This is a genomic window from Halobacillus sp. Nhm2S1 (genome assembly GCF_019599545.1).
Classification (GTDB): domain Bacteria; phylum Bacillota; class Bacilli; order Bacillales; family Halobacillaceae; genus Halobacillus.
This window is the reverse complement of record NZ_JAIEZV010000001.1, coordinates 324216-345538: the sequence shown is the minus strand read 5'-3', so window position 1 is coordinate 345538 and position 21323 is coordinate 324216. Positions and strand designations below refer to the sequence as shown.

General features: G+C 44.1%; 21 protein-coding genes. All 21 read left to right on the top strand.

The features are described from left to right. The first annotated feature begins 13 nt into the window (after positions 1-13). The 21 genes from nusA to K2225_RS01665 all read left to right on the top strand — a co-directional run bounded on the left by nusA (position 14) and on the right by K2225_RS01665 (position 21223). Positions 14-1123, top strand: a complete 1110-nt coding sequence (nusA, locus tag K2225_RS01765) for a transcription termination factor NusA (RefSeq protein ID WP_220583218.1) — start codon at positions 14-16, stop codon at positions 1121-1123. A 15-nt stretch (positions 1124-1138) separates the two neighbouring features. Next, complete coding sequence (gene rnpM, locus K2225_RS01760) at positions 1139-1414, top strand: RNase P modulator RnpM (RefSeq protein ID WP_220583217.1); 276 nt, start codon at positions 1139-1141, stop codon at positions 1412-1414. After that, positions 1411-1725, top strand: a complete 315-nt coding sequence (locus tag K2225_RS01755; RefSeq protein ID WP_220583216.1) for a YlxQ family RNA-binding protein — start codon at positions 1411-1413, stop codon at positions 1723-1725. The genes rnpM and K2225_RS01755 overlap by 4 nt, the downstream gene beginning before the upstream one ends. Before the next feature lie 7 nt (positions 1726-1732). Continuing rightward, positions 1733-3793, top strand: coding sequence for a translation initiation factor IF-2 (gene infB, locus K2225_RS01750; RefSeq protein ID WP_220583215.1), 2061 nt, complete (start codon positions 1733-1735; stop codon positions 3791-3793). Further along, positions 3790-4068, top strand: coding sequence for a DUF503 domain-containing protein (locus tag K2225_RS01745; RefSeq protein WP_089652373.1), 279 nt, complete (start codon positions 3790-3792; stop codon positions 4066-4068). The genes infB and K2225_RS01745 overlap by 4 nt, the downstream gene beginning before the upstream one ends. A gap of 26 nt (positions 4069-4094) precedes the next feature. Continuing rightward, entirely contained in the window at positions 4095-4445 is a 351-nt protein-coding gene (gene rbfA / locus K2225_RS01740; RefSeq protein WP_089652372.1) for a 30S ribosome-binding factor RbfA, read from the top strand. Between the two features lie 66 nt (positions 4446-4511). After that, positions 4512-5408 carry a tRNA pseudouridine(55) synthase TruB gene (gene truB, locus K2225_RS01735; protein ID WP_220583214.1) on the top strand — a complete coding sequence of 299 codons (897 nt, stop codon included), beginning with the start codon at positions 4512-4514 and terminating at the stop codon, positions 5406-5408. Positions 5409-5609: 201 nt separating this feature from the next. Beyond that, on the top strand, positions 5610-5879 hold the full coding sequence (rpsO, locus tag K2225_RS01730; protein ID WP_128522718.1) for a 30S ribosomal protein S15: 270 nt from the start codon (positions 5610-5612) through the stop codon (positions 5877-5879). 122 nt (positions 5880-6001) lie between these two features. Then, entirely contained in the window at positions 6002-8125 is a 2124-nt protein-coding gene (pnp, locus tag K2225_RS01725; protein WP_220583213.1) for a polyribonucleotide nucleotidyltransferase, read from the top strand. A gap of 157 nt (positions 8126-8282) precedes the next feature. Beyond that, positions 8283-9203 (top strand): polysaccharide deacetylase family protein, encoded by a 921-nt coding sequence (locus K2225_RS01720; RefSeq protein ID WP_220583212.1) that lies wholly within the window; start codon positions 8283-8285, stop codon positions 9201-9203. 27 nt (positions 9204-9230) lie between these two features. Then, a complete protein-coding gene (locus K2225_RS01715) occupies positions 9231-9458 on the top strand; it encodes a YlmC/YmxH family sporulation protein (RefSeq protein ID WP_246139322.1) in 228 nt (75 codons plus the stop codon). Positions 9459-9568: 110 nt separating this feature from the next. Continuing rightward, complete coding sequence (dpaA, locus tag K2225_RS01710) at positions 9569-10462, top strand: dipicolinic acid synthetase subunit A (protein ID WP_220583211.1); 894 nt, start codon at positions 9569-9571, stop codon at positions 10460-10462. Further along, positions 10459-11058 carry a dipicolinate synthase subunit B gene (locus K2225_RS01705; protein ID WP_146816368.1) on the top strand — a complete coding sequence of 200 codons (600 nt, stop codon included), beginning with the start codon at positions 10459-10461 and terminating at the stop codon, positions 11056-11058. Before dpaA ends, K2225_RS01705 begins: the two co-directional genes overlap by 4 nt. A gap of 103 nt (positions 11059-11161) precedes the next feature. Then, entirely contained in the window at positions 11162-12208 is a 1047-nt protein-coding gene (gene asd, locus K2225_RS01700; RefSeq protein ID WP_220583210.1) for an aspartate-semialdehyde dehydrogenase, read from the top strand. Positions 12209-12233: 25 nt separating this feature from the next. After that, positions 12234-13475: an aspartate kinase gene (gene dapG / locus K2225_RS01695; protein ID WP_220583209.1), complete on the top strand. Its 1242-nt coding sequence runs from the start codon at positions 12234-12236 to the stop codon at positions 13473-13475. Then, positions 13472-14344, top strand: a complete 873-nt coding sequence (gene dapA / locus K2225_RS01690; RefSeq protein ID WP_220583208.1) for a 4-hydroxy-tetrahydrodipicolinate synthase — start codon at positions 13472-13474, stop codon at positions 14342-14344. Before dapG ends, dapA begins: the two co-directional genes overlap by 4 nt. A 703-nt stretch (positions 14345-15047) precedes the next feature. Further along, positions 15048-15767 carry a ClpP family protease gene (locus K2225_RS01685; protein ID WP_220583207.1) on the top strand — a complete coding sequence of 240 codons (720 nt, stop codon included), beginning with the start codon at positions 15048-15050 and terminating at the stop codon, positions 15765-15767. Next, positions 15764-15970: a YlzJ-like family protein gene (locus tag K2225_RS01680; protein WP_220583206.1), complete on the top strand. Its 207-nt coding sequence runs from the start codon at positions 15764-15766 to the stop codon at positions 15968-15970. Before K2225_RS01685 ends, K2225_RS01680 begins: the two co-directional genes overlap by 4 nt. A gap of 129 nt (positions 15971-16099) precedes the next feature. Beyond that, a complete protein-coding gene (locus K2225_RS01675; protein WP_220583205.1) occupies positions 16100-18400 on the top strand; it encodes a DNA translocase FtsK in 2301 nt (766 codons plus the stop codon). Positions 18401-19263: 863 nt separating this feature from the next. Then, positions 19264-19989 carry a GntR family transcriptional regulator gene (locus K2225_RS01670; RefSeq protein WP_220583204.1) on the top strand — a complete coding sequence of 242 codons (726 nt, stop codon included), beginning with the start codon at positions 19264-19266 and terminating at the stop codon, positions 19987-19989. A 112-nt stretch (positions 19990-20101) separates the two neighbouring features. Continuing rightward, positions 20102-21223 carry a BMP family lipoprotein gene (locus K2225_RS01665; protein ID WP_305038431.1) on the top strand — a complete coding sequence of 374 codons (1122 nt, stop codon included), beginning with the start codon at positions 20102-20104 and terminating at the stop codon, positions 21221-21223. The last annotated feature ends 100 nt before the right edge of the window (positions 21224-21323 follow it).

Below are 21323 nucleotides of genomic sequence, written 5' to 3'. Positions count from 1 at the left end.
GGGGGAGAAACTGTTGAGTAGTGAACTTTTTGATGCCATGAATTATTTAGAGAAGGAAAAAGGCATCGACAAAAATCTTTTATTGGAAGCTCTTGAAGCAGCATTGATTTCTGCTTATAAGAAAAACTTCAATTCCGCGACAAACGTACGAGTGGATATTAATGAAGAAGAAAGTGCCATGAAAGTCCTTGCGCGAAAAGAAATTGTAGAAGAAGTCATGGATCCGCAGCAGGAGATTTCTTTAGAAGAAGCGAATGATATCGATCCAAACTATGAGATTGAAGATGTCATTGAAGTGGAAGTGACACCTATGGACTTCGGCCGTATTGCAGCACAAGCGGCTAAGCAAGTGGTTACGCAGCGTGTCCGTGAAGCAGAGCGAGGCATTATTTACGGTGAGTATGTCGATCGTGAAGAAGATGTTATGACAGGGATCATCCAAAGAAAAGATCCCCGCTTCGTCTATGTGAATCTAGGTAAAATTGAAGCACGCCTTCCAGAAGGGGAGCAAATGCCGACGGAGACCTATGAAGTGCATGACCGTCTCAAAGTATTTGTGACGAAGGTGGAAAACAGCAACAAAGGTCCACACATCTATGTTTCCCGTACACACCCGGGCCTCTTGAAGCGATTGTTTGAGATGGAAGTGCCTGAAATTTATGACGGTACAGTCGAAGTCATGTCTGTAGCCCGAGAAGCAGGGGACCGTTCAAAAATTTCAGTGTATGCTGAAGATCAAGAGATCGATCCAGTGGGCTCTTGTGTAGGCCAAAGAGGGCAGCGTGTGCAGGCCATCGTTAACGAACTGAAGGGTGAAAAAATCGATATCGTGCAATGGTCTGAAGATCCTGTTGAATATGTGTCGAATGCCTTGAGCCCTTCCAAGGTCGTGGAAGTACTTGTGGATGAAGAAGATAAGGCTACAACGGTAATCGTTCCTGATTATCAACTATCTCTTGCCATTGGTAAACGCGGTCAAAACGCGCGTCTTGCGGCTAAATTGACAGGCTGGAAGATCGATATTAAGAGTGAAAGTGAAGCACGTGAACAAGGTCTTCTATCTGCAGAAGAAGCCGACATGGAAGATGAAGACTCTTTTGACGAAGAACTTTCTGAAGATTAAGGAGGGGGAAGAACGATGGCCCGTTCCAAAAAACAACCATTGAGAAAATGTGTCGTCACTCAGGAAATGGTTCCTAAACAGAAATTGATCCGTGTTGTCCGCAATAAAGAGGGAGAGGTTTTTGTGGATGACACTGGAAAGAAGAATGGGCGTGGAGCCTATCTTACGAAAGATCTTCAAGTCATTGAGCAGGCTGAAAAGCAGCAGGTGTTGAACCGTCACCTCAAGACGAAGGTCGAAGACAACATCTATGAGGAATTGAGAGCTAAAGTGAAGGCTGACCCATCATGAGTGGCAGCTACTTAAACCTGTTGGGACTGGCTTTAAGAGCCGGTAAATGTACGCTCGGTGAGGAATCGATCGTACGAGACATTCAAAAACGAAAAGCTAAGCTCGTTCTCATTGCCAATGATACAGGGAAACAAACAAAGAAGAAGCTGACAGATAAATGCAGCTTCTATGAAATACCTTGCTATGAAGTCGATGATCGAGATACATTATCACAGGCTATCGGAAAGGCAGGGAGAGTTGCGATCGCAGTTCTTGACCAAGGATTTGCGAAAAAGTTGCAATCGCTACTCGATGAATCTATTCGGGGGTGAAGATTTTATGAGTAAAATGCGCGTATACGAATATGCAAAGAAAAATGAACTATCTAGTAAACAAGTCATTCAAAAACTGCAAAATCTGAATATCGAAGTGAACAACCATATGTCCACTTTGGAGGAGGATGCAGCGAAGAAGCTGGATCAGGCATTTGGAAAGGGGCAAGCATCCAAAGGTCAAAACCAGAATAAAGCGAAGTCTCAGAAACCGAATAACAATAAGAAACAAGCGAATAAAAAGCAAAAAAACAATAACCAGAAGAACCATAAGCCTGCACCACAGCAAGCACCTAAGAAATCTAAAAAGCAGACACCTGAAAAAATTACTTATGCAGGCAGTCTGACAGTTGGTGAACTTGCAGAAAAACTAAACAAAGATTCTTCAGAAATTATTAAAAAGCTTATGTTCTTAGGCACAATGGCTACGATCAACCAGGAACTTGATGCAGATACGATTGAATTGATTTGTGACGAGTTCGGAGTAGAAGTTGAAGAAGAGGTTATTATTGATGAGACGGACATTGAGAACATGGTGTTCGACGACGAGCCGGAAGATTTGCAGGACCGCCCAGCTGTCGTTACAATCATGGGACACGTAGACCACGGAAAAACGACGCTTCTTGACCAGATCCGTAACACGAAAGTGACGGAAGGCGAAGCCGGTGGGATCACCCAGCATATTGGTGCTTACCAAATTGAAGACAATGGAAAGAAAATTACGTTCCTTGATACACCTGGTCACGCTGCATTCACAAGCATGCGTTCCCGTGGTGCTCAAGTGACAGACATCGCCATCCTTGTCGTTGCTGCAGATGATGGAGTTATGCCGCAAACGAAAGAAGCGATTAGTCACGCGAAAGCTGCAGAAGTACCAATTATCGTTGCGGTCAATAAGATGGATAAAGAAGGCGCGAATCCTGACCGTGTCATGCAGGAGCTTATGGAATATGAGCTGATTGCTGAAGACTTTGGTGGAGAAACGATCTTTGTCAAAATGTCCGCCGTCAATGGGGAAGGGATTGACGATCTAGTTGAAATGATCGGCCTTGTATCCGAGATGGAAGAATTGAAAGCCAACCCTGATCGTGCTGCTTATGGTACGGTTATTGAAGCAGAATTGGATAAAGGACGCGGTCCAGTAGCCACATTGTTGGTTCAGAACGGTACCTTGAATGTCAGTGATGCTATTGTAGTGGGGAATACTTGGGGACGCGTACGTGCTATGGTGAACGATATCGGCCGTCGCGTAAAAGTTGCCGGACCTTCCACACCAGTTGAAATTACAGGGTTAAACAATGTTCCTCAGGCAGGCGACCGCTTCCTAGTCTTTGATGATGAAAAGAAAGCGCGCTCTGTAGGAGAAGCACGTGCTCAAAAACAATTGGAAGAAAATCGTGGCTCTAACGCAAAAGTAAGCCTTGATGACTTGTTTGATCAAATTAAACAAGGTGATGTCAAAGAAATTAACCTTATTGTTAAAGGCGATGTGCAGGGATCTGTAGAAGCCCTTGCTGGATCTCTTGAGAAGATTGAAGTGGAAGGTGTGAAAGTTAAAATTATTCACACAGGTGTCGGTGCCATAACGGAATCTGACATTACACTTGCTTCTGCTTCCAATGCAATTGTTATTGGTTTTAACGTCCGTCCAGACGGGAATGCTAGAAAAGCAGCTGAATCGGAAGATGTAGAGATCCGACTTCACAACATCATTTACAAAGTGATGGAAGAGATCGAAGCGGCAATGAAAGGGATGCTCGATCCAGAATATGAAGAGAAAATCATCGGTCAAGTGGAAGTCCGTGAAATCTTTAAAGTATCTAAGATCGGTACAATTGCCGGATCTTACGTTACAGATGGTAAAATCGGGCGTAATTCCGGTATCCGTGTCATCCGTGATGGTGTCGTCATTTACGAAGGTGAAATCGATGCACTGAAGCGCTATAAAGATGATGCAAAAGAAGTACAACAAGGATACGAATGTGGAATTACAATTAAGAACTTCAATGACATTAAAGTGGGCGACATCATTGAACCATTTGAGATGCAGGAAATCGAACGTAAATGATCGTAAGCGCAGAAGTGGATGGTATCATTTATGATGCGCAGTCGCTGAAGAACAAGCGTGCGGTTCTGAAACGCATCATGACAAGGCTCAGGAACGAGTTCAACATTGCTGTAAGTGAACTTGAATATCAAGACTTATGGCAGAGAACTCGGATCGGCCTCGTCACGATTGCCAGTGACAAAGTGATTGCGGAACAAACGATGCAGCAAGCTTTGGCTTTCATCGATTCATTTCCTGAATTTGAACGGACAGAAACCCATCAGGAATGGCTATGATGTCTGGTTAGAAGAGGTGAGAATACATGAACGATTTAAGAGCGAACCGCGTTGGAGAACAAATGAAAAAAGAGATGAGTGACATCATCAGTAAAAAGATCAAGGATCCACGTGTAGGGTTCGTCACCGTCACAGAAGTGAAAGTGACAGGTGATTTACAACAAGCGAAAGTTTATATTTCTGTATTGGGTGATGATAAACAGAAACATGATACACTCGTAGGTCTTGCGAAAGCGAAAGGGTTCATCCGATCTGAGATCGGCCAGCGAATCCGTCTTCGTAAGACTCCGGAAATTATGTTCGAGTTTGACGAAGCGATCGAAAGAGGGAATCGTATTGAAACGATCCTTCGCGATTTAAACGATACGGAAGATTGATATGAAAATCCGTGCTGTTTCAGCACGGATTTTATATAGGATAAAAAGTTTTGAGGTGAGAGGTAAATGGACGGGATTCTTCCATTATGGAAGCCAAAAGGCTTTACATCCCATGATTGTGTTAGCAAGGCTCGTGGTATGTTGAAAACAAAGAAAGTCGGTCATACAGGTACTCTTGACCCAGAAGTAGAAGGGGTTCTGCCTCTTTGTGTAGGAAAGGCTACGAAAATCGTTCCTTTTTTGACGGACACAGACAAAGTGTATGAAGCTTCTGTTACGCTCGGGTATGCGACAGACACCGAGGACGCAACAGGTGAGATGGTTGAAACCACCCCAGTTCATGATGGTATTTCCACAGAAAAGATTAAAGGCGTCCTTGAAACGTTTCAAGGCTGGATTACTCAGACACCACCCATGTACTCTGCTGTAAAAGTTAACGGAAAAAAGCTTTATGAGTATGCCCGGGAAGGGGTGGAAGTGGATCGGCCATCAAGGGAGGTACACATTAAACACATGGAATGGATGCCGCCTGAACCTAAACAAGAAGGGGAAACCTTTACCTTTTCTTTCCGAGTCATCTGTTCAAAGGGCACGTATGTGAGAACGCTCTGTGTAGACATTGGAAAGGCCCTTGGTTATGCCGCTCACATGTCATCATTGGTACGCACACAAACCGCGGATATTACAAAAGAAGATTGCTATTCTTTCGATGAAATCCAACAGGTTGTTGATGAAAGATCTGGAGAGCAATTACTCCTTCCTTTATCCAGAGGACTCGTCCATATGGATTCATGGGAAGTCGATGCTGATCAGGTTGAGAAAATCAAACATGGGCAAGTTTTCGAAAAGCCTGATGATGTGGATGAAGAGCAATTTACAGTGATGTACGCTGGTGAGGTTTTGGCCATTTATCAGCAGCATCCACGAAAAAACGGACTCATAAAGCCGGTACGTGTATTTTAACCCTTCCGCTTTTGGGAAGATCAGTGAATGGGAGTGCATGAGACCGCACAACCATATTTTTTATCAGAGTTTGTTGGTTTCACTTGCATTTCACTTTAAAAAAATGTACCCTTTAATATGGAACCTTCGCTTGGCGGAACGTAACTCCGACGTCCGCTCGGGGAATGGGAATTCTAAATTTTACCAGGAGGTGTAGCTATAATGGCTATCACACAAGAACGTAAACAAGAACTAATCAATGAGTACAAAACTCATGACAACGACACAGGATCTCCAGAAGTACAAATCGCTGTACTAACTGAGCAGATCACTACTTTGAACGAGCACCTTCGTGCTCACAAGCAAGACCACCACTCTCGTCGTGGATTGCTTAAAATGGTAGGTAAGCGTCGTAACCTATTGAACTACCTTCGTAATAAGGACATTACACGTTACCGTGAGCTAATCAAGAGCCTTGGCTTGCGTCGCTAATGTATGGGAAAAAGCGGGAGTTATTCCCGCTTTTTCTGTATGTTTACATACAGAAGGGTGTAAACTGACAATAAACCCTTATAATGAAATAAGAAGAGTTATCGAGAGGAGTTAAGTTCTTTATGGCAGAAGAAAAACAAGTGTTTTCCATTGACGTGGCCGGTCGTACTTTTTCCGTGGAAATTGGCGAGTTGGCGAAACAAGCGAATGGTGCAGCACTCATCCATTATGGAGATACGACTGTCCTATCCACAGCTACTGGTAGTAAAGAGCCAAAGGACCTGCCGTTTTTCCCATTGACTGTAAATTATGAAGAGCGTCTTTACGCTGTAGGTAAGATCCCAGGAGGTTTCATCAAACGTGAAGGTCGACCAAGTGACAAAGCTGTCCTTGCCTCCCGTCTGATTGACCGTCCGATTCGTCCATTGTTCCCTGAAGGGTTCCGTAACGATGTGCAAGTAATCAGCTCTGTAATGAGTGTTGATCAGGATTGTTCCTCAGAAATGGCTGCAATGTTAGGATCATCCATATCTTTGGGTGTATCTGATATTCCATTTGAAGGACCGATTGCAGGTGTCATCGTTGGACGAGTAGATGGTGAATTTGTCATCAATCCAACAGTAGAACAACAAGAAAAAAGTGATATCGACCTTACAGTGGCAGGTACGAAGGATGCCATCAATATGGTTGAAGCCGGTGCCGATGAAGTTTCTGAGGAGGACATGCTTGAAGCAATCATGTTCGGACATGAAGAAATCAAGCGTCTCGTTGCTTTCCAGGAAGAGATCGTTGAAGCTGTAGGTCGTGAGAAGATGGAAGTGCAGTTGTTCGATCTAGACGCTGAACTGAAAGAGAAAGTCGAAGCAGAAGCAACAGACGCTATTGTTCAAGCGATCAAAACGGAAGAAAAGAAAGCCCGTGAAGAAGCCATTGCACAAGTGAAAGCTGACGTTGTAGCTTCTTACGAAGAGCAAGAAGCCGATGAAGAAACAATCAAACAAGTAGGATCCATATTAGAAGGTATGGTGAAAACGGAAGTCCGCCGTCTCATTACGAAAGATAAAATTCGTCCAGATGGCCGTGGTGTTGATGTTATTCGTCCACTGACTTCCCGTGTAGGATTGCTTCCACGTACACACGGTTCCGGTTTGTTCACACGTGGTCAAACCCAGGCCCTTAGCGTATGTACTCTTGGAGCTCTTGGAGATGTACAGATCCTTGATGGACTTGATCTTGAGGAGTCCAAGCGTTTCATGCACCATTACAACTTCCCTAAATTCTCTGTTGGGGAAACAGGACCGATCCGTGGACCTGGTCGACGTGAAATCGGTCACGGCGCTCTAGGTGAACGTGCTCTTGAAGTCGTTATTCCGTCGGAGAAAGAGTTCCCATACACCATCCGACTTGTTTCTGAGGTTCTAGAATCCAACGGTTCTACATCACAAGCAAGTATCTGTGCAAGTACGCTTGCTATGATGGATGCTGGTGTCCCAATTAAAGCACCGGTTGCTGGAATTGCGATGGGACTTGTAAAATCAGGCGATGATTATACAATCCTAACAGACATCCAAGGAATGGAAGATGCTCTTGGAGACATGGACTTCAAAGTTGCTGGAACAGAGCAAGGAGTAACAGCTCTTCAAATGGATATCAAGATAGAAGGTCTTTCAAGAGAAATCCTTGAAGAAGCGCTGGCTCAAGCGAAAAAAGGACGTATGGAAATCCTCGGCCACATGCTTGAGACCATTCCTGAGACTCGTAAAGAACTCTCAGCCCATGCTCCTAAGATCATGACGATGAAAATCAATCCAGACAAAATCCGTGATGTTATTGGACCGAGCGGAAAACAAATCAACCAAATCATTGATGATACTGGTGTTAAAATTGATATTGAACAGGATGGAACGGTGTTCATTTCTTCTACAGATGCCAGCATGAATGCAACAGCTCAGAAAATCATTGAGGATATCGTACGCGAAGTAGAAGTCGGCGAAGTTTACGATGGTAAAGTGAAACGGATTGAAAAATTCGGTGCGTTTGTTGAGCTCTTCAAAGGAAAAGAGGGGCTTGTCCACATTTCTGAAATGGCTGAAGAGCGCATTGGTAAAGTGGAAGACATCGTTTCTCTTGGAGATACAATTAAAGTTAAGGTAAAAGAAATTGATAACCAGGGACGAATCAATCTTTCTAGAAAAGCGATTCTTCTGGATGAGAAGAAAAAACAAGAAAACGTTGAACAATCTTAATAGGTTACGTAAAGAAGAGATACTGGCTTGCCAGTCTCTTTTTTTTGCCTGAAAATTCATCTTGGATCTCTTTCGAGGGGATTGGGAAAAGAGAGTAGTCCGTATTTTGGTCTAGAAGGAGGACATGCCCCATAGAATGGAATAGGGGTGATGGTCCATGAGCTTCAGATTAATCGTATTATTCAGCGTCAATCTCTGTTTTTTTATAGGGTTTGGCATGGCTTTTTTAAGTGCAGACCATGTCGTAACCGTTAATAAAGAAGATACCATCTACCAAAAAATCCAGGTCGAAAAAGCAGAATACGAATGGGAAGCACAGGATGCGAAGATCGATTCTGTCTGGAAAAAGACTCCGGGAATTGTTGGTCGAAAAGTAGATGTCGAAGCCTCTTATAAGAAAATGCAGAAACACGGCAAGTATAATCCTGAATTGTATGTTTATAAATTGATCAAGCCTGAGGTTTCTTTAGAGGACTTACCGGCTTCTCCTATATATAGAGGTCATCCGGATAAAGAAGCCGTTTCTTTTCTCATTAACGTCTCCTGGGGTGAAGAATACATTCCAGACATGGTGGAGATTTTAAACGAGCACCAAGTAAAAGCGACCTTTTTTATTGATGGAGCCTTTGCAAATGATTTTACTCACCTTGTGCAGATGATTGAAGAGGAAGGGCACACAATTGGCAGTCACGGGTACAGGCATAAGGACATGGGGAGAATGACAAAGGAACAAGCCAAAGCAAATTTAGAACAGGCGGATGAGCTACTATTCGCCTTGACCAAGGAAAAAGTGAAATATTTCGCTCCTCCGTCCGGCAGCTTTAATATGGCTACTGTGGAAGCGGCAGATGAAATGGATATGGAAACCATCTTGTGGACCGTGGATACCATCGATTGGAAAAAGCCAACATCCGATGTGCTCATCACAAGGGTCATGGGCAAGGTCCATAATGGTGCCACAATTCTAATGCATCCGACCGAGGTGACAGTGGAAAGTCTTCCGAATCTGATTGAACAAATTAAAGATCAAGGGTATAAGCTGTCTTCACTTCAGAAATTATTGAGTGAAGAGAGATAGAGAAGAAGGAGAGTAGCCAAAGTGAGAATGAAATCTCTAGCCCAAAAACAGGTGATTGACATTGAGAACGGAGAAAAATTAGGAATTCTGGGAAAAGCGGACTTGATCATTGATCCTGATTCTGGAGTCATCAAGTCATTAGTCATCATGAATCAGGGCTTCATTGGTTTCGGCTCCTACAAAAAAGAAATGACGATCGATTGGAGTCAAATTGAGACCATTGGTGAGGAAACGATCCTCTTGAAAAAACGATGAACACTGCAGCCTGTGCTGCAGTGTTTTTTGTTTGCTAATGGAAATCACTAACTCCGCATTCCGGCATAGGATACAAGGAGATAAGATACTAGATAAAGGAGACATCCGGGATGCTAACAGGATACCATGTAGCAGTCATAGGGGGCGATGCCCGGCAGATCGAACTTATTCGAAGGTTGAATGAGTGGGATGCCACCGTCTATTTGGCTGGGTTCGACCAACTGAATGAAAGCTTTAGAGAAGCCATCGACCTTGACTTCGACAGTGAGCAGGTGGAAAAATTGGATGCCATCATCCTTCCTGTACCTGGGACGGATGAGGAGGGGAAGATTGAAGGAATCTTCTCCAACCAGCTGATTCACTTGTCAGAGGAATGGTTGAAAAGGACACCCGACCATTGCCAAGTGTTTTCTGGAATTGCCAATGATCATTTAAAAGATTTAGCTGCAAAAACCAATCGTACACTCATCCCTTTAATGGATCGGGATGATGTTGCCATTTATAATTCTATTCCTACTGTAGAGGGAACCCTCATGTTGATCATTCAACATACCGATTTTACGATTCACGGATCTAAAATTATTGTACTCGGTCTTGGTAGGGTAGGAATGAGTCTTGCACGCACGTTTGATCACCTCGGTGCTAAAGTAGCTGTTGGCGTGCGTTCGTCAAAAGCAGCGGCAAGAGTTTATGAAATGGGGCTCGAGCCAATTGATATGAAGAACATGGAAAATGCAGATATGTCATGTGACATCCTGCTGAATACCGTTCCGCATCTGGTCGTAGATGCTTCGGTTATTAAACAGTTGCCATCTCATGCGATGATTCTGGATTTGGCATCCAAACCAGGAGGAACTGATTTCCGTTATGCCGATAAACGTGGGATCAAAGCATTACTCGCACCAGGTCTGCCGGGAATCGTAGCTCCTAAAACGGCAGGGAGAATCATAGCAGATGTTGTTTCACGAATCGTTCAGGAAGGTCCACGAAAGGAGAATGAATGATGTCTAAGTTAAAAGGGAAAGTGATTGGATTTGGGTTAACTGGATCCCATTGTACGTACCATGAGGTTTTTCCTGTCATGCAGGAACTCGTCGACCTCGGAGCCACTGTGGTCCCTGTTTTATCTTACACCGTACAGAAAACAGATACCCGCTTTGGGGATGCGTCCGATCATTTAGAAAAAATAAAAGAAATTACAGGTGAAGAACCAATTTTGACGATTCCCGATGCGGAACCTCTCGGACCTAAACGTCCTTTGGACTGCATGCTCATTGCTCCTCTCACAGGGAATTCAACAAGTAAATTCGCCAATGCTCTGACGGATTCCCCTGTGTTGATGGCTGCTAAGGCAACTTTAAGGAATGAAAGTCCTGTCGTCGTCGCTGTTTCAACAAACGATGCTCTCGGATTGAATGGTGTAAACATCATGCGTCTCATGGCAACGAAAAACATTTACTTTGTACCTCTAGGTCAGGATCATCCTTTTAAAAAGCCGAATTCATTAGTAGCGGATATGACATTGATCCCAGAAACGATTGAAGCGGCTCTGGAAGGGAAACAGCGTCAACCGGTTTTAATTGAAAGGTATCCGAATTAATTCTTTTTTTCATACCAGGTGTTCTTGTAAATATGATAAAATAACAAAAATAGTGACATGTCTTACTATTCTTACAAATGATATACAAGAGAGGATGCCGAATATGAGTGAAATGAAAAAATATAATGTAGCCGTTGTCGGAGCGACGGGAGCCGTCGGACAAAAGATGTTGGAGACTTTAGAAGATCGAAAGTTCCCTGTTAAAAACTTAAAGCTACTCTCGTCAAGTCGATCAGCCGGCTCGAAGATGATGTTCAATGGAGAAGAATACACGCTGGAAGAAGCGACTCCAGAAAGTTTCAAAGATGTGGACATTGCGCTGTTTTCTGCTGGAGGGTCTGTATCCAAGAAACTGGCTCCTGAAGCTGTCAAGCACGGAGCGGTCGTCATTGATAATACGAGTGCTTTCCGTATGGCGGAAGGTGTACCTCTCGTGGTACCTGAGGTGAACGAAGCAGATATCAAGGAACATAAAGGTATCATTGCTAATCCAAACTGTTCGACCATTCAAATGGTGGCTGCTCTTGAGCCGGTTCGTAAAGCTTATGGCATGAACCGTGTCATTGTTTCAACATACCAAGCTGTTTCTGGCGCTGGAAATGAAGCTGCCGAGGAACTGCGAGAACAATCTCAATCCTTCTTAAATGGAGAAGAGCTTGAGGCTAATCTCCTTCCAGTGAAAGGAGATAAAAAGCACTATCCGATCGCATTTAATGCGCTGCCACAAATTGATGTCTTTCAGGATAATGGTTATACATTCGAGGAAATGAAAATGATTAATGAAACGAAAAAGATCATGCATGCACCGGATCTTTCTGTTGCAGCTACTTGTGTACGCCTTCCTTTTTTCACATCTCACGCGGAAAGTGTATATATTGAAGTAGAAAAAGAAGGGGTTACGGTTGAAGAAGTCAAACAGTTGATGAATGAAGCGCCTGGAATCGTTCTCGAAGATGATCCTGCTACCCAAACATACCCGACACCTTTAAGTGCGGCCGAAAAACGGGATGTTTTTGTCGGCAGAATCAGAAAGGATCTCGATGAAGAAAAAGGGTTCCATTTATGGGTTGTATCAGATAACTTGTTAAAAGGTGCAGCATGGAATTCCGTGCAAATTGCAGAACGTTTGATTGCGAATGAGTGGCTGTAAACTTTTATTGAGTTGAGGTGGCCAAATGAAGCTACTTGTACAAAAGTTCGGTGGAACGTCCGTCCGGGACCAGGAAAGTCGGTCCCGGGCGATCCACCATGTGAAAAATGGCTTGAAAGAAGGATTTAAAGTCGTCGTTACCGTCTCAGCTATGGGGAGAAAAGGTAGTCCATATGCGACCGATACTTTGCTTGGGTTAATTGACTTCCCAAAAACGGATGTTTCGCCAAGAGAGCAGGATTTGATGATGTCATGTGGGGAGACGATTTCTTCGATCGTTTTTGCTCATGAGTTGAATCTGGCTGGCGTAAACGCTGTTTCGTTAACAGGAGCACAAGCTGGGATTATGACCAATGGAGATTTTACAAAAGCTAAAATCACCCAAGTAAATCCTGGAAGGATATTGGAAGAACTGAAAAAACACGAAGTCGTTGTCGTTGCAGGATTCCAAGGGCAAACCATTCATGGAGAAGTCACAACAATCGGTCGAGGAGGCAGTGACACCACAGCTGCTGCTCTAGGAGCGGCTTTACATTCCGATTTTATCGACATTTTCACAGATGTAGAGGGCATCATGACCGCAGATCCCAGACTGGTTCAGGAAGCGAGACCTCTGAACACCATCACATACAATGAGATATGCAATTTGGCCTATCAAGGAGCAAAGGTTATCCATCCAAGAGCTGTAGAGATTGCGATGTATGCGAAGGTTCCCATTCGTGTACGCTCCACATATTCTGATCTTCCCGGGACGCTTGTGACGGGAACGAAGGAAGATCGAACAGGAAGAGACATATCTGAACGCACCGTAACAGGAATTGCTCATATGGATGGCCTCACGCAAATCAAAGTCCAATCGAAAGAAGACCCTTCCAAACTACAATCCGATGTATTCAAATCCATGGCTTCGGCCAATATTTCCGTAGACTTCATCAATATATCTCCCAGCGGTGTTCTATACACCATTAACCACATTTTTACAGAGAAAGCGGTCCAAATTCTTGAAGACCTAGGTTATGAACCTGAGGTTAGAGAAGGCTGTGCAAAAGTTTCCACAGTCGGGGCTGGTATTACTGGCATTCCTGGGGTAACAGCAGAAATCGTTCAGACATTGACCGATCGGGGCATTCAAATTCTCCAATCCGCCGACTCCCACACGACCATCTGGGTATTGGTGAAGGAAAAAGATCTTATAGAAGCAGTCAACGCTCTCCATAAAACTTTCCGATTGAGCAAAGCACCTAAGAAAGGGGAACAACTGACATGAATTTCGGAAAGGTTCTGACAGCCATGGTGACACCGTTTGACCGCCATGGTGAGATTGATTTTAACAAAACGACAGAGCTGGTCGAATATTTATTAAAAAACGGGACCGACGGACTTGTCATTGCTGGAACGACGGGTGAATCTCCGACGCTAACTGCAGATGAAAAAGTAAGCTTATGGAGTCATGTCGTAAAAACAGTCGCCGGACGTGTACCTGTCATAGCAGGAACAGGGAGCAACAGCACAGAATCCTCCATAAAGTTATCGAAAAGAGCTGAAGCCACTGGCGTAGATGCCATCATGCTTGTCGCCCCTTACTACAATAAGCCGAATCAAGACGGTCTCTATCAACATTTTAAAACTATTGCAGGATCCGTGAAGCTTCCCGTAATGATTTATAATGTACCAGGAAGATCAGTCGTACGAATCCAACCAGAAACCATCATGGAACTTTCTAAGATCGAAAACATTGTATCTTTAAAAGAAGCCACAGGTGACCTTGAAGGAATGGCCAACATTCGTGCTTTCACTGATCAGCATTTTTCTATATACAGTGGAGATGATCATTTGACTCTTCCTGCCTACGCTGTCGGCGCAAACGGCATCATATCAGTTTCCTCTCACGTCATAGGAAATCAGATGCAGATGATGCTCTCTCTTTTCGAAGAGGGTAAATGGAAAGAAGCAGGAGCTATCCATCGAAAGCTGTTGCCAGTGTTCAATGGAATGTTCAGTGCTCCTTCCCCTGCTCCTGTAAAAGCCGCTTTGAAAATCCAGGGGCTAGATACAGGTGGTGTAAGACTCCCATTAGTTCCCTTAACAAAAGACGAAGAAACAATCATTGCAAACTGTTTGAAACATCTTACCTAAACCAGGGCAGGTCGCCCTGGTTTTTTGTTGGCCTATTATAGATAAGCTCCCGATTGTGGAAGACTCAGTTTCGAAAGGATGGTGTGGTTCTAGGAGCTCCGGGAAAAGGTTCGCTTTCCATGGGGCGGGCGGTGAGCCTCCTCAGGCTACGCCTTCCGGGGTCTCACCTGTCCCACAAGTCCCATAGGAGTCTCACCGTTCCCCTCCGCCCCTTTACCATGGAAGATTCTCGAAACCACTTCTAAAAGGCCAGCTCGTATGATTATGGGAACTGGATTATAAAACACCGCCATGACACTTAAAAGCTTGATCCAGAGCGCTTTATACCAGTTGGATAGTGGAAGACCCTCCAACTCTTGGTACATGGGTTCGTTTCTCGCTTACATCAAAAGGGGTGGTTGGGAAGCTGCGAGACTCCCGTGGGAGAAAGGAGATAGGCGAGATCCCTTAGTGCTCAGACCGCCCGAGGAAGCTCGCCACTCCCCCACAGGAAAGCGAGTTGCTTCCCAGCCACCCCTGACGCTCAACTCAGCAACGAACCCCGGAAACATCTCGATACTGAGTCTTCCACAATCCTGCCAAATACTTTAATAACGATCTCGATGAGGGATTTATGAAGAAAGTAATCAGGAGCACCATATTAAAAGTATGTTTCACACCGTTTGAGTCATACTACGGGAAAAGAGCGAAAGGAGATCGATCCATGAAAGACGATTCTAAAGAAAAAGATCAATCCAAATCGCAATCCTCTCTCGTTGACAAAATTCAGCAGCTTGGACAAAGCAATGTCCCACAGCCGGCTGATTCCAATATCCATGTGCTTCCTATCATCGGGCAGGTGGAAGGGCACGTTCAGCTGCCTTCACAAAATAAGACAACGAAGTATGAGCATTTAATTCCTCAATTGATTGCGATTGAACAAAACCCTAAAATTGAGGGCTTGGTCGTCCTGTTAAATACAGTTGGAGGAGACGTTGAAGCGGGTCTTGCCATCTCAGAAATGATTTCTTCCCTTTCCAAACCGACGGTATCCATCGTATTAGGAGGCGGACACTCCATCGGTGTTCCAATCGCTGTATCGGCGGACTATTCGTTTATTGTCGAAACGGCGACGATGACGATTCATCCGATCCGTATGACGGGTCTTGTCATCGGTGTCCCTCAAACGTTTGAATACATGGATAAAATGCAGGATCGTGTCATCAGCTTTGTAACGAAACATTCCAATGTGGCAGAAGATAAATTCAAGGAGCTTATGTTTGATAAAGGAAATCTCACCCGTGATATCGGAACGAATGTGGTCGGACAGCAAGCCGTGGATCATGGTCTAATTGATGCTGTTGGCGGTGTGAAAGAAGCGATGTCAAAATTGAATGAGCTCATTGAGCAGAGTAAAGGTTCTGAACAGCAGGTGGTTCAATGACCATTCTATACACACCCTTGAGTGAACATGACATATTTCCAATGGAAGAAGAAATGTCGGTCGTGTATCATGAACATAACAATTGTCCATTAATGTGTCGTAAATCTGCAGATGGAAAAAAGCAGATTATGCAAGTACTTTCGACAGACCCTTCCCATTACATGGATCCAGATCTTCAACCAGGACAATGGTTGGACTCGTAACATTGTGGACGGCTATGGTATAATAGAATAAATGAGTGGCTGGATGCCGGTGTTGTATTTCTTCATGAATATTGAAGGAACCATCGGCATTTTTCTCGTTTTAGTTTTACATATGGGGGAGGAAAGACCATGGCTAGGAAAAGAAAAAAGAAGAAAAAGCAATCGAATGTGAAAAGCCATTTGAAGTTTGAACTTATAGGGCTGTTTTTCCTCTTCATTGCTGTCATTGGTAGCGGGGCTTCCGCTATTAGTGATGGAGCGGTTCCAGGAGGTTTAGAGAGGTTCTGGCAGTTCTTGTTTGGCGTATGGTACTTTATCGCCTCCTTGTTCTTTCTAATTGTTGGTGTGTATTTGATGGTAAAAAGAAAATGGCCTGTTTTTTTACATAAACGTCTCTTAGGCGTGTATACCATAGTTACAGCTTTACTCTTGTTCACACATCTTGAAACACTTTCTGCTGAGCTTGGGACAGGCGAAGGTTCTATTTTCGCCATGACCTGGGACAGAATCACCGGAATGATGAGAGGAGAACTTCCGTTTTACAGCATTGGTGGAGGGTTAACGGGTGCGATCCTTCTTTCAATCAGCTATTACCTTTTTGCAAAAGCTGGAGCAGCTATTTTGTCTTTTTTCCTATTTATTATCGGTGTGATATTCGTAAGTGAAAAATCCATAGGTGAGCTCTTTGCTAAGCTTGGACGAAAAGTAAAAGAAATGAGCTTAGAACAAGTGCAAAAGGTGAAGGATCAGAAAGAGCAAAAAGCAGAAAAGAAAAAGCAGGCATTGGAAGATCAGGAAGAAGATGCAATCGTTTATGAATTGAATGATACATCTAATGATCAGGAAGAAGAGCAGAACCAAGAGCCGATCATACAAGACTTTACTGATACTGCTTATGCTTCTGAGAAGACGGATAAGCCTAAAGAAAGGGGCACGGAGGAGCAGCAGGATGTCGATGAAGTAAATATTGAAAAATCGATGCCAACAGCTGAGCTTGAAAACATGGATTACCAGTTACCAAGCCTGGAGTTATTGGACGAACCTACTTCCACTCCGCAGAGTCAGGGCCGTTCTCACATCCAGGCAACCGTAAGGAAGCTTGAAAAGACTTTCCAAAGTTTTGGTGTGAAAGCGAAAGTGACAAAAGTCCATGTCGGTCCGTCGGTAACGAAGTACGAAGTGTACCCAGATGTAGGGGTGAAAGTCAGCAAGATTGTGAACTTGAATGATGACCTTGCCTTAGCCCTGGCGGCGAAGGATATCCGGATTGAAGCGCCTATTCCAGGAAAATCAGCGGTTGGAATTGAAGTACCGAACCAGGAAGTGTCTATGGTCTCTTTACGTGAAGTATTGGAAACAGGCAAATCAAAACCAGATGCCAAGTTAAGCTTTGCCCTTGGAAGAGACATCTCTGGCGAGGCTGTTATGTCAGAATTAAATAAAATGCCTCACTTGCTTGTGGCAGGTGCGACCGGAAGTGGTAAAAGTGTTTGTATTAACGGCATCATTACGAGTATTTTAATGAGAGCAAAACCACATGAAGTGAAAATGATGATGATCGATCCGAAGAAGGTTGAATTGAATGTCTATAACGGAATTCCGCACCTTTTAGCTCCGGTTGTTACAGATCCTAAGAAAGCTTCACGGGCATTGAAGAAAGTCGTATCCGAAATGGAACGAAGATACGACCTCTTTTCGGATACAGGCACAAGAAATATCGAAAGCTACAATGAATACATCAAAAAGCATAACCAGGAAAATGAAGATGAACAGCCACAACTTCCATACATCGTTGTCCTTGTAGATGAACTTGCAGACTTAATGATGGTCGCTTCAAATGAAGTGGAAGATGCCATCACCCGCCTTGCACAAATGGCCCGCGCAGCCGGCATCCATTTGATCATCGCTACTCAGCGTCCTTCTGTAGATGTCATCACAGGTGTCATCAAGGCAAACATTCCATCAAGAATTGCTTTCAGTGTATCTTCACAGACCGATTCGAGAACGATCTTGGACTCTGGAGGAGCAGAAAAGCTTTTGGGAAGAGGGGATATGCTGTTTACACCAGTCGGCTCCAACAAGCCGACAAGGGTCCAAGGCGCTTTCTTATCCGATGAGGAAGTGGAGAGAATCGTCAATTTCTGTGTGGAGCAGCAAAAAGCGCAGTACCAAGAAGAGATGATCCCTGAAGAGGAAAGTGAAGTGAAGCAGGAAGTGGATGATGACCTCTATCCTGAAGCGGTCCAAATGGTCATCGAAATGCAAAGTGCCAGTGTTTCTATGATTCAACGTCGTTTTCGCGTCGGATATACGAGAGCAGCCCGGTTAATCGATGCCATGGAAGACAACGGCATCGTCGGACCTTATGAAGGTAGTAAACCACGTGCTGTCCTTGTTTCACAACAAACAGAAGAACAACATACTTCATAAATCTTAAAAGGATCCAACCTAATTAGGTTGGATCCTTTTTTGTGTGTTTAAATAGCGTCAGGGGTGGCTGGGAAGCAACTCGTCTAGCTCCATCGCCCAGACACTCGCGTCATAAGCAGAACAGCAAAGGAATGAAAAGCACATTCCGTTGCTGTTCTGCTTATGACAGTCGTGTCTACCAGGGCGATTCCGCATTTGAACACTTTCCTGTGGGGGAGTGGCGAGCTTCCTCGGGCTAACCCTCTGCGGGATCTCGCCTATCTCCTATCTCGCACGGGAGTCTTGCAGTTTCCCAACCCCCCCTTTCAATGTAAGGGAGAAACGAACCCTTGTACCAAGTTGGAGGGTCTTCCACTATCCAACTGTTAGAGGTATAAAGCGCTGTGGATTAAACTTTTAAGTGTTATGGAGGAGTTCTATAACCCACTTCTCATAATTATATGAGCTGACCTTTTGGTAGTGGTGTCAAGGATCTTCCTTGACAAAGGGGCGGAGGGGAATGGCGAGACTCCTGCGGGAAAAAAGTGCATGGTGAGACCCCACAGGACGCAGTCCGAGGAGGCTCACCGCGCTCCGTCGGAAAGCGAGTTATTCCCCGCAGCCCCATCCACTCAACAAACGCCTCGAAACTGAGTCTTCAAGTAAAGGGAGCTATTCTATTATAAATGTAGATAATTTACAGTCATGGAATGCTAATCTAAATCTATCAAACGTTTTCATGGAAATGAGTCAAAATTCATAAAAATGTCCTAATTCTATTTATTTATTTATCGAATAGTGTTATATTATTGTCAAAATGTGATGTGTCGAACGTCAGAGGTCAGATCTCTAGACGATAGTTCAATAGACTTGGGGTGAAAGGAATGTCCATCAGACAAGACACTCGACATCTTTATTTACAGGTGATCGAGCAGATTAAACGAGATATTGAAAACGGTATCTTTTTAGAAAAGCAGAAGCTACCATCCGAATTCCAGCTTTCCAAGTCCCTTGGTGTATCCAGGGCGACGCTTAGAGAAGCATTGAGAATTTTAGAAGAAGAAGGTGTGGTTACTCGAAGGCATGGGGTGGGTACTTTTGTTAATCCAAAACCTCTGTTTACATCAGGAATTGAAGAATTAGATAGTGTAACAGGCATGATTGCGAAATCAGGTATGACTCCGGGGTCTCAGTACCTGTCTGCGGAACTTATCGAACCCACAGAAGAAGATCGGAAACGATTCTCTCCACTGGAAGTACATAGTATTGCGAAGGTCGAGCGCGTCCGAACAGCCGACGAGCAGCCAGTGGTTTATTGTACAGATAAAATTCCGGAAGGTTTACTCCCGATTGATCAAATTAGAGAAGCGGATTCATTATTTAATGTTTTAGAGCGTTATACAGGGAAAACCATCGGTTATGCGGTTACCCACATTGAACCAATCGGCTTTCATGAAAGGATTTCTCCTATTCTGAATTGCGAGCCCGACCAGGCTCTCTTACTTCTGAGACAAATGCATTATTCTCAGGATGATGTACCGATGTTACTTTCCTCCAATTACTTCCGGGCTGATAAGTTCAGCTTCCACGTGCTAAGAAAAAGAGTGTAAGGGCTTACAAAAGTGTGACAGATTCATTTTAGGGAGGTGAGGCTGGTCATAGATACTTGAAATCTGCTGGATTTTGATTCATTTCATACTAAACAATTAGGGGGTAATCGTTTTGTTGAAAAGTCGTTTTCTTATGGTTCTAGTATTTCTATTAACTTTTGGTGTGTTCTTAGCAGCTTGTGGTTCTTCTGGAGGAGAGGAAGAAACCAGTGGAAGCAGCAGTGACGACTCTGGCAGTGAAGAATCTTCTGGAGAAGAAAACAGCGATTTCTCTGTAGCTATGGTTACAGATGTGGGCGGGGTTGATGATAAGTCATTCAACCAATCCGCTTGGGAAGGCCTACAGGCTTTCGGTGAAGAAAATGGAATGAGTAAAGGTGAGGGAATCGATTACGCTCAATCTGAGAGTGATGCCGATTACGCAACAAACCTGAACCGTCTTGTACGCCAGGACTATAATTTGATTTATGGAATCGGATACCTTCTTCAACCGGCAATCGCTGAAGTTTCTGAGCAATATCCAGATACGAACTTCGCCCTTGTTGACTCCGTCCAAGAAGGAGATAACGTTGCGAGTATCGTGTTTAAAGAACACCAGGGATCATTCCTTGCAGGAGTAGCTGCAGCAAACAAGACGAACACGGATAAAGTAGGCTTTATTGGTGGGGTAGATGGAAGCTTGATTAATAAGTTCGAAGCAGGATTCGTTGCAGGTGTTAAATCTGTGAACCCTGAGATTGAAGTTGAAGTAGAGTATGCAGAAAGCTTCAACGATTCTCAAAAAGGACAAGCTATCGCATCCAACATGTACTCTAAAGATATCGATGTCATTTACCATGCTTCCGGTGGTACAGGTAACGGTGTATTCGCTCAGGCGAAAGACATCAAGAACAGTAACCCTGATGAAGAGGTATGGGTCATTGGTGTCGACCGTGACCAACACGAAGAAGGTCAGATCGGTGACTCCAACGTAACACTTACTTCCATGGTTAAACGTGTAGACATAGCTGTTCAAGAAGTAGCAAATCAAGCAATGAACGGAGAGTTCCCTGGAGGGGAAGTTCTTGAGTTTGGTCTTGCTGATGATGCGATCAGCATTGCTCGCACGAACGAGGAAGCGATGACAGAAGAAATCGTTTCTGCTGTTGAAGAGTGGAAAGAGAAAATCGTCAACGGCGAAGTTGAAGTGCCAAGCACACGTGAAGATCTTCAAACATTCTTAGATTCAATGTAACAACTGTCAGAAAGGGCTGGTGAGAGCCGGCCTTTTCTTCTGTCAATGAAAGTCATCAAATGAAAAGATTGTTCCGGCCCTTTTCCTTTGGTGATTTTTT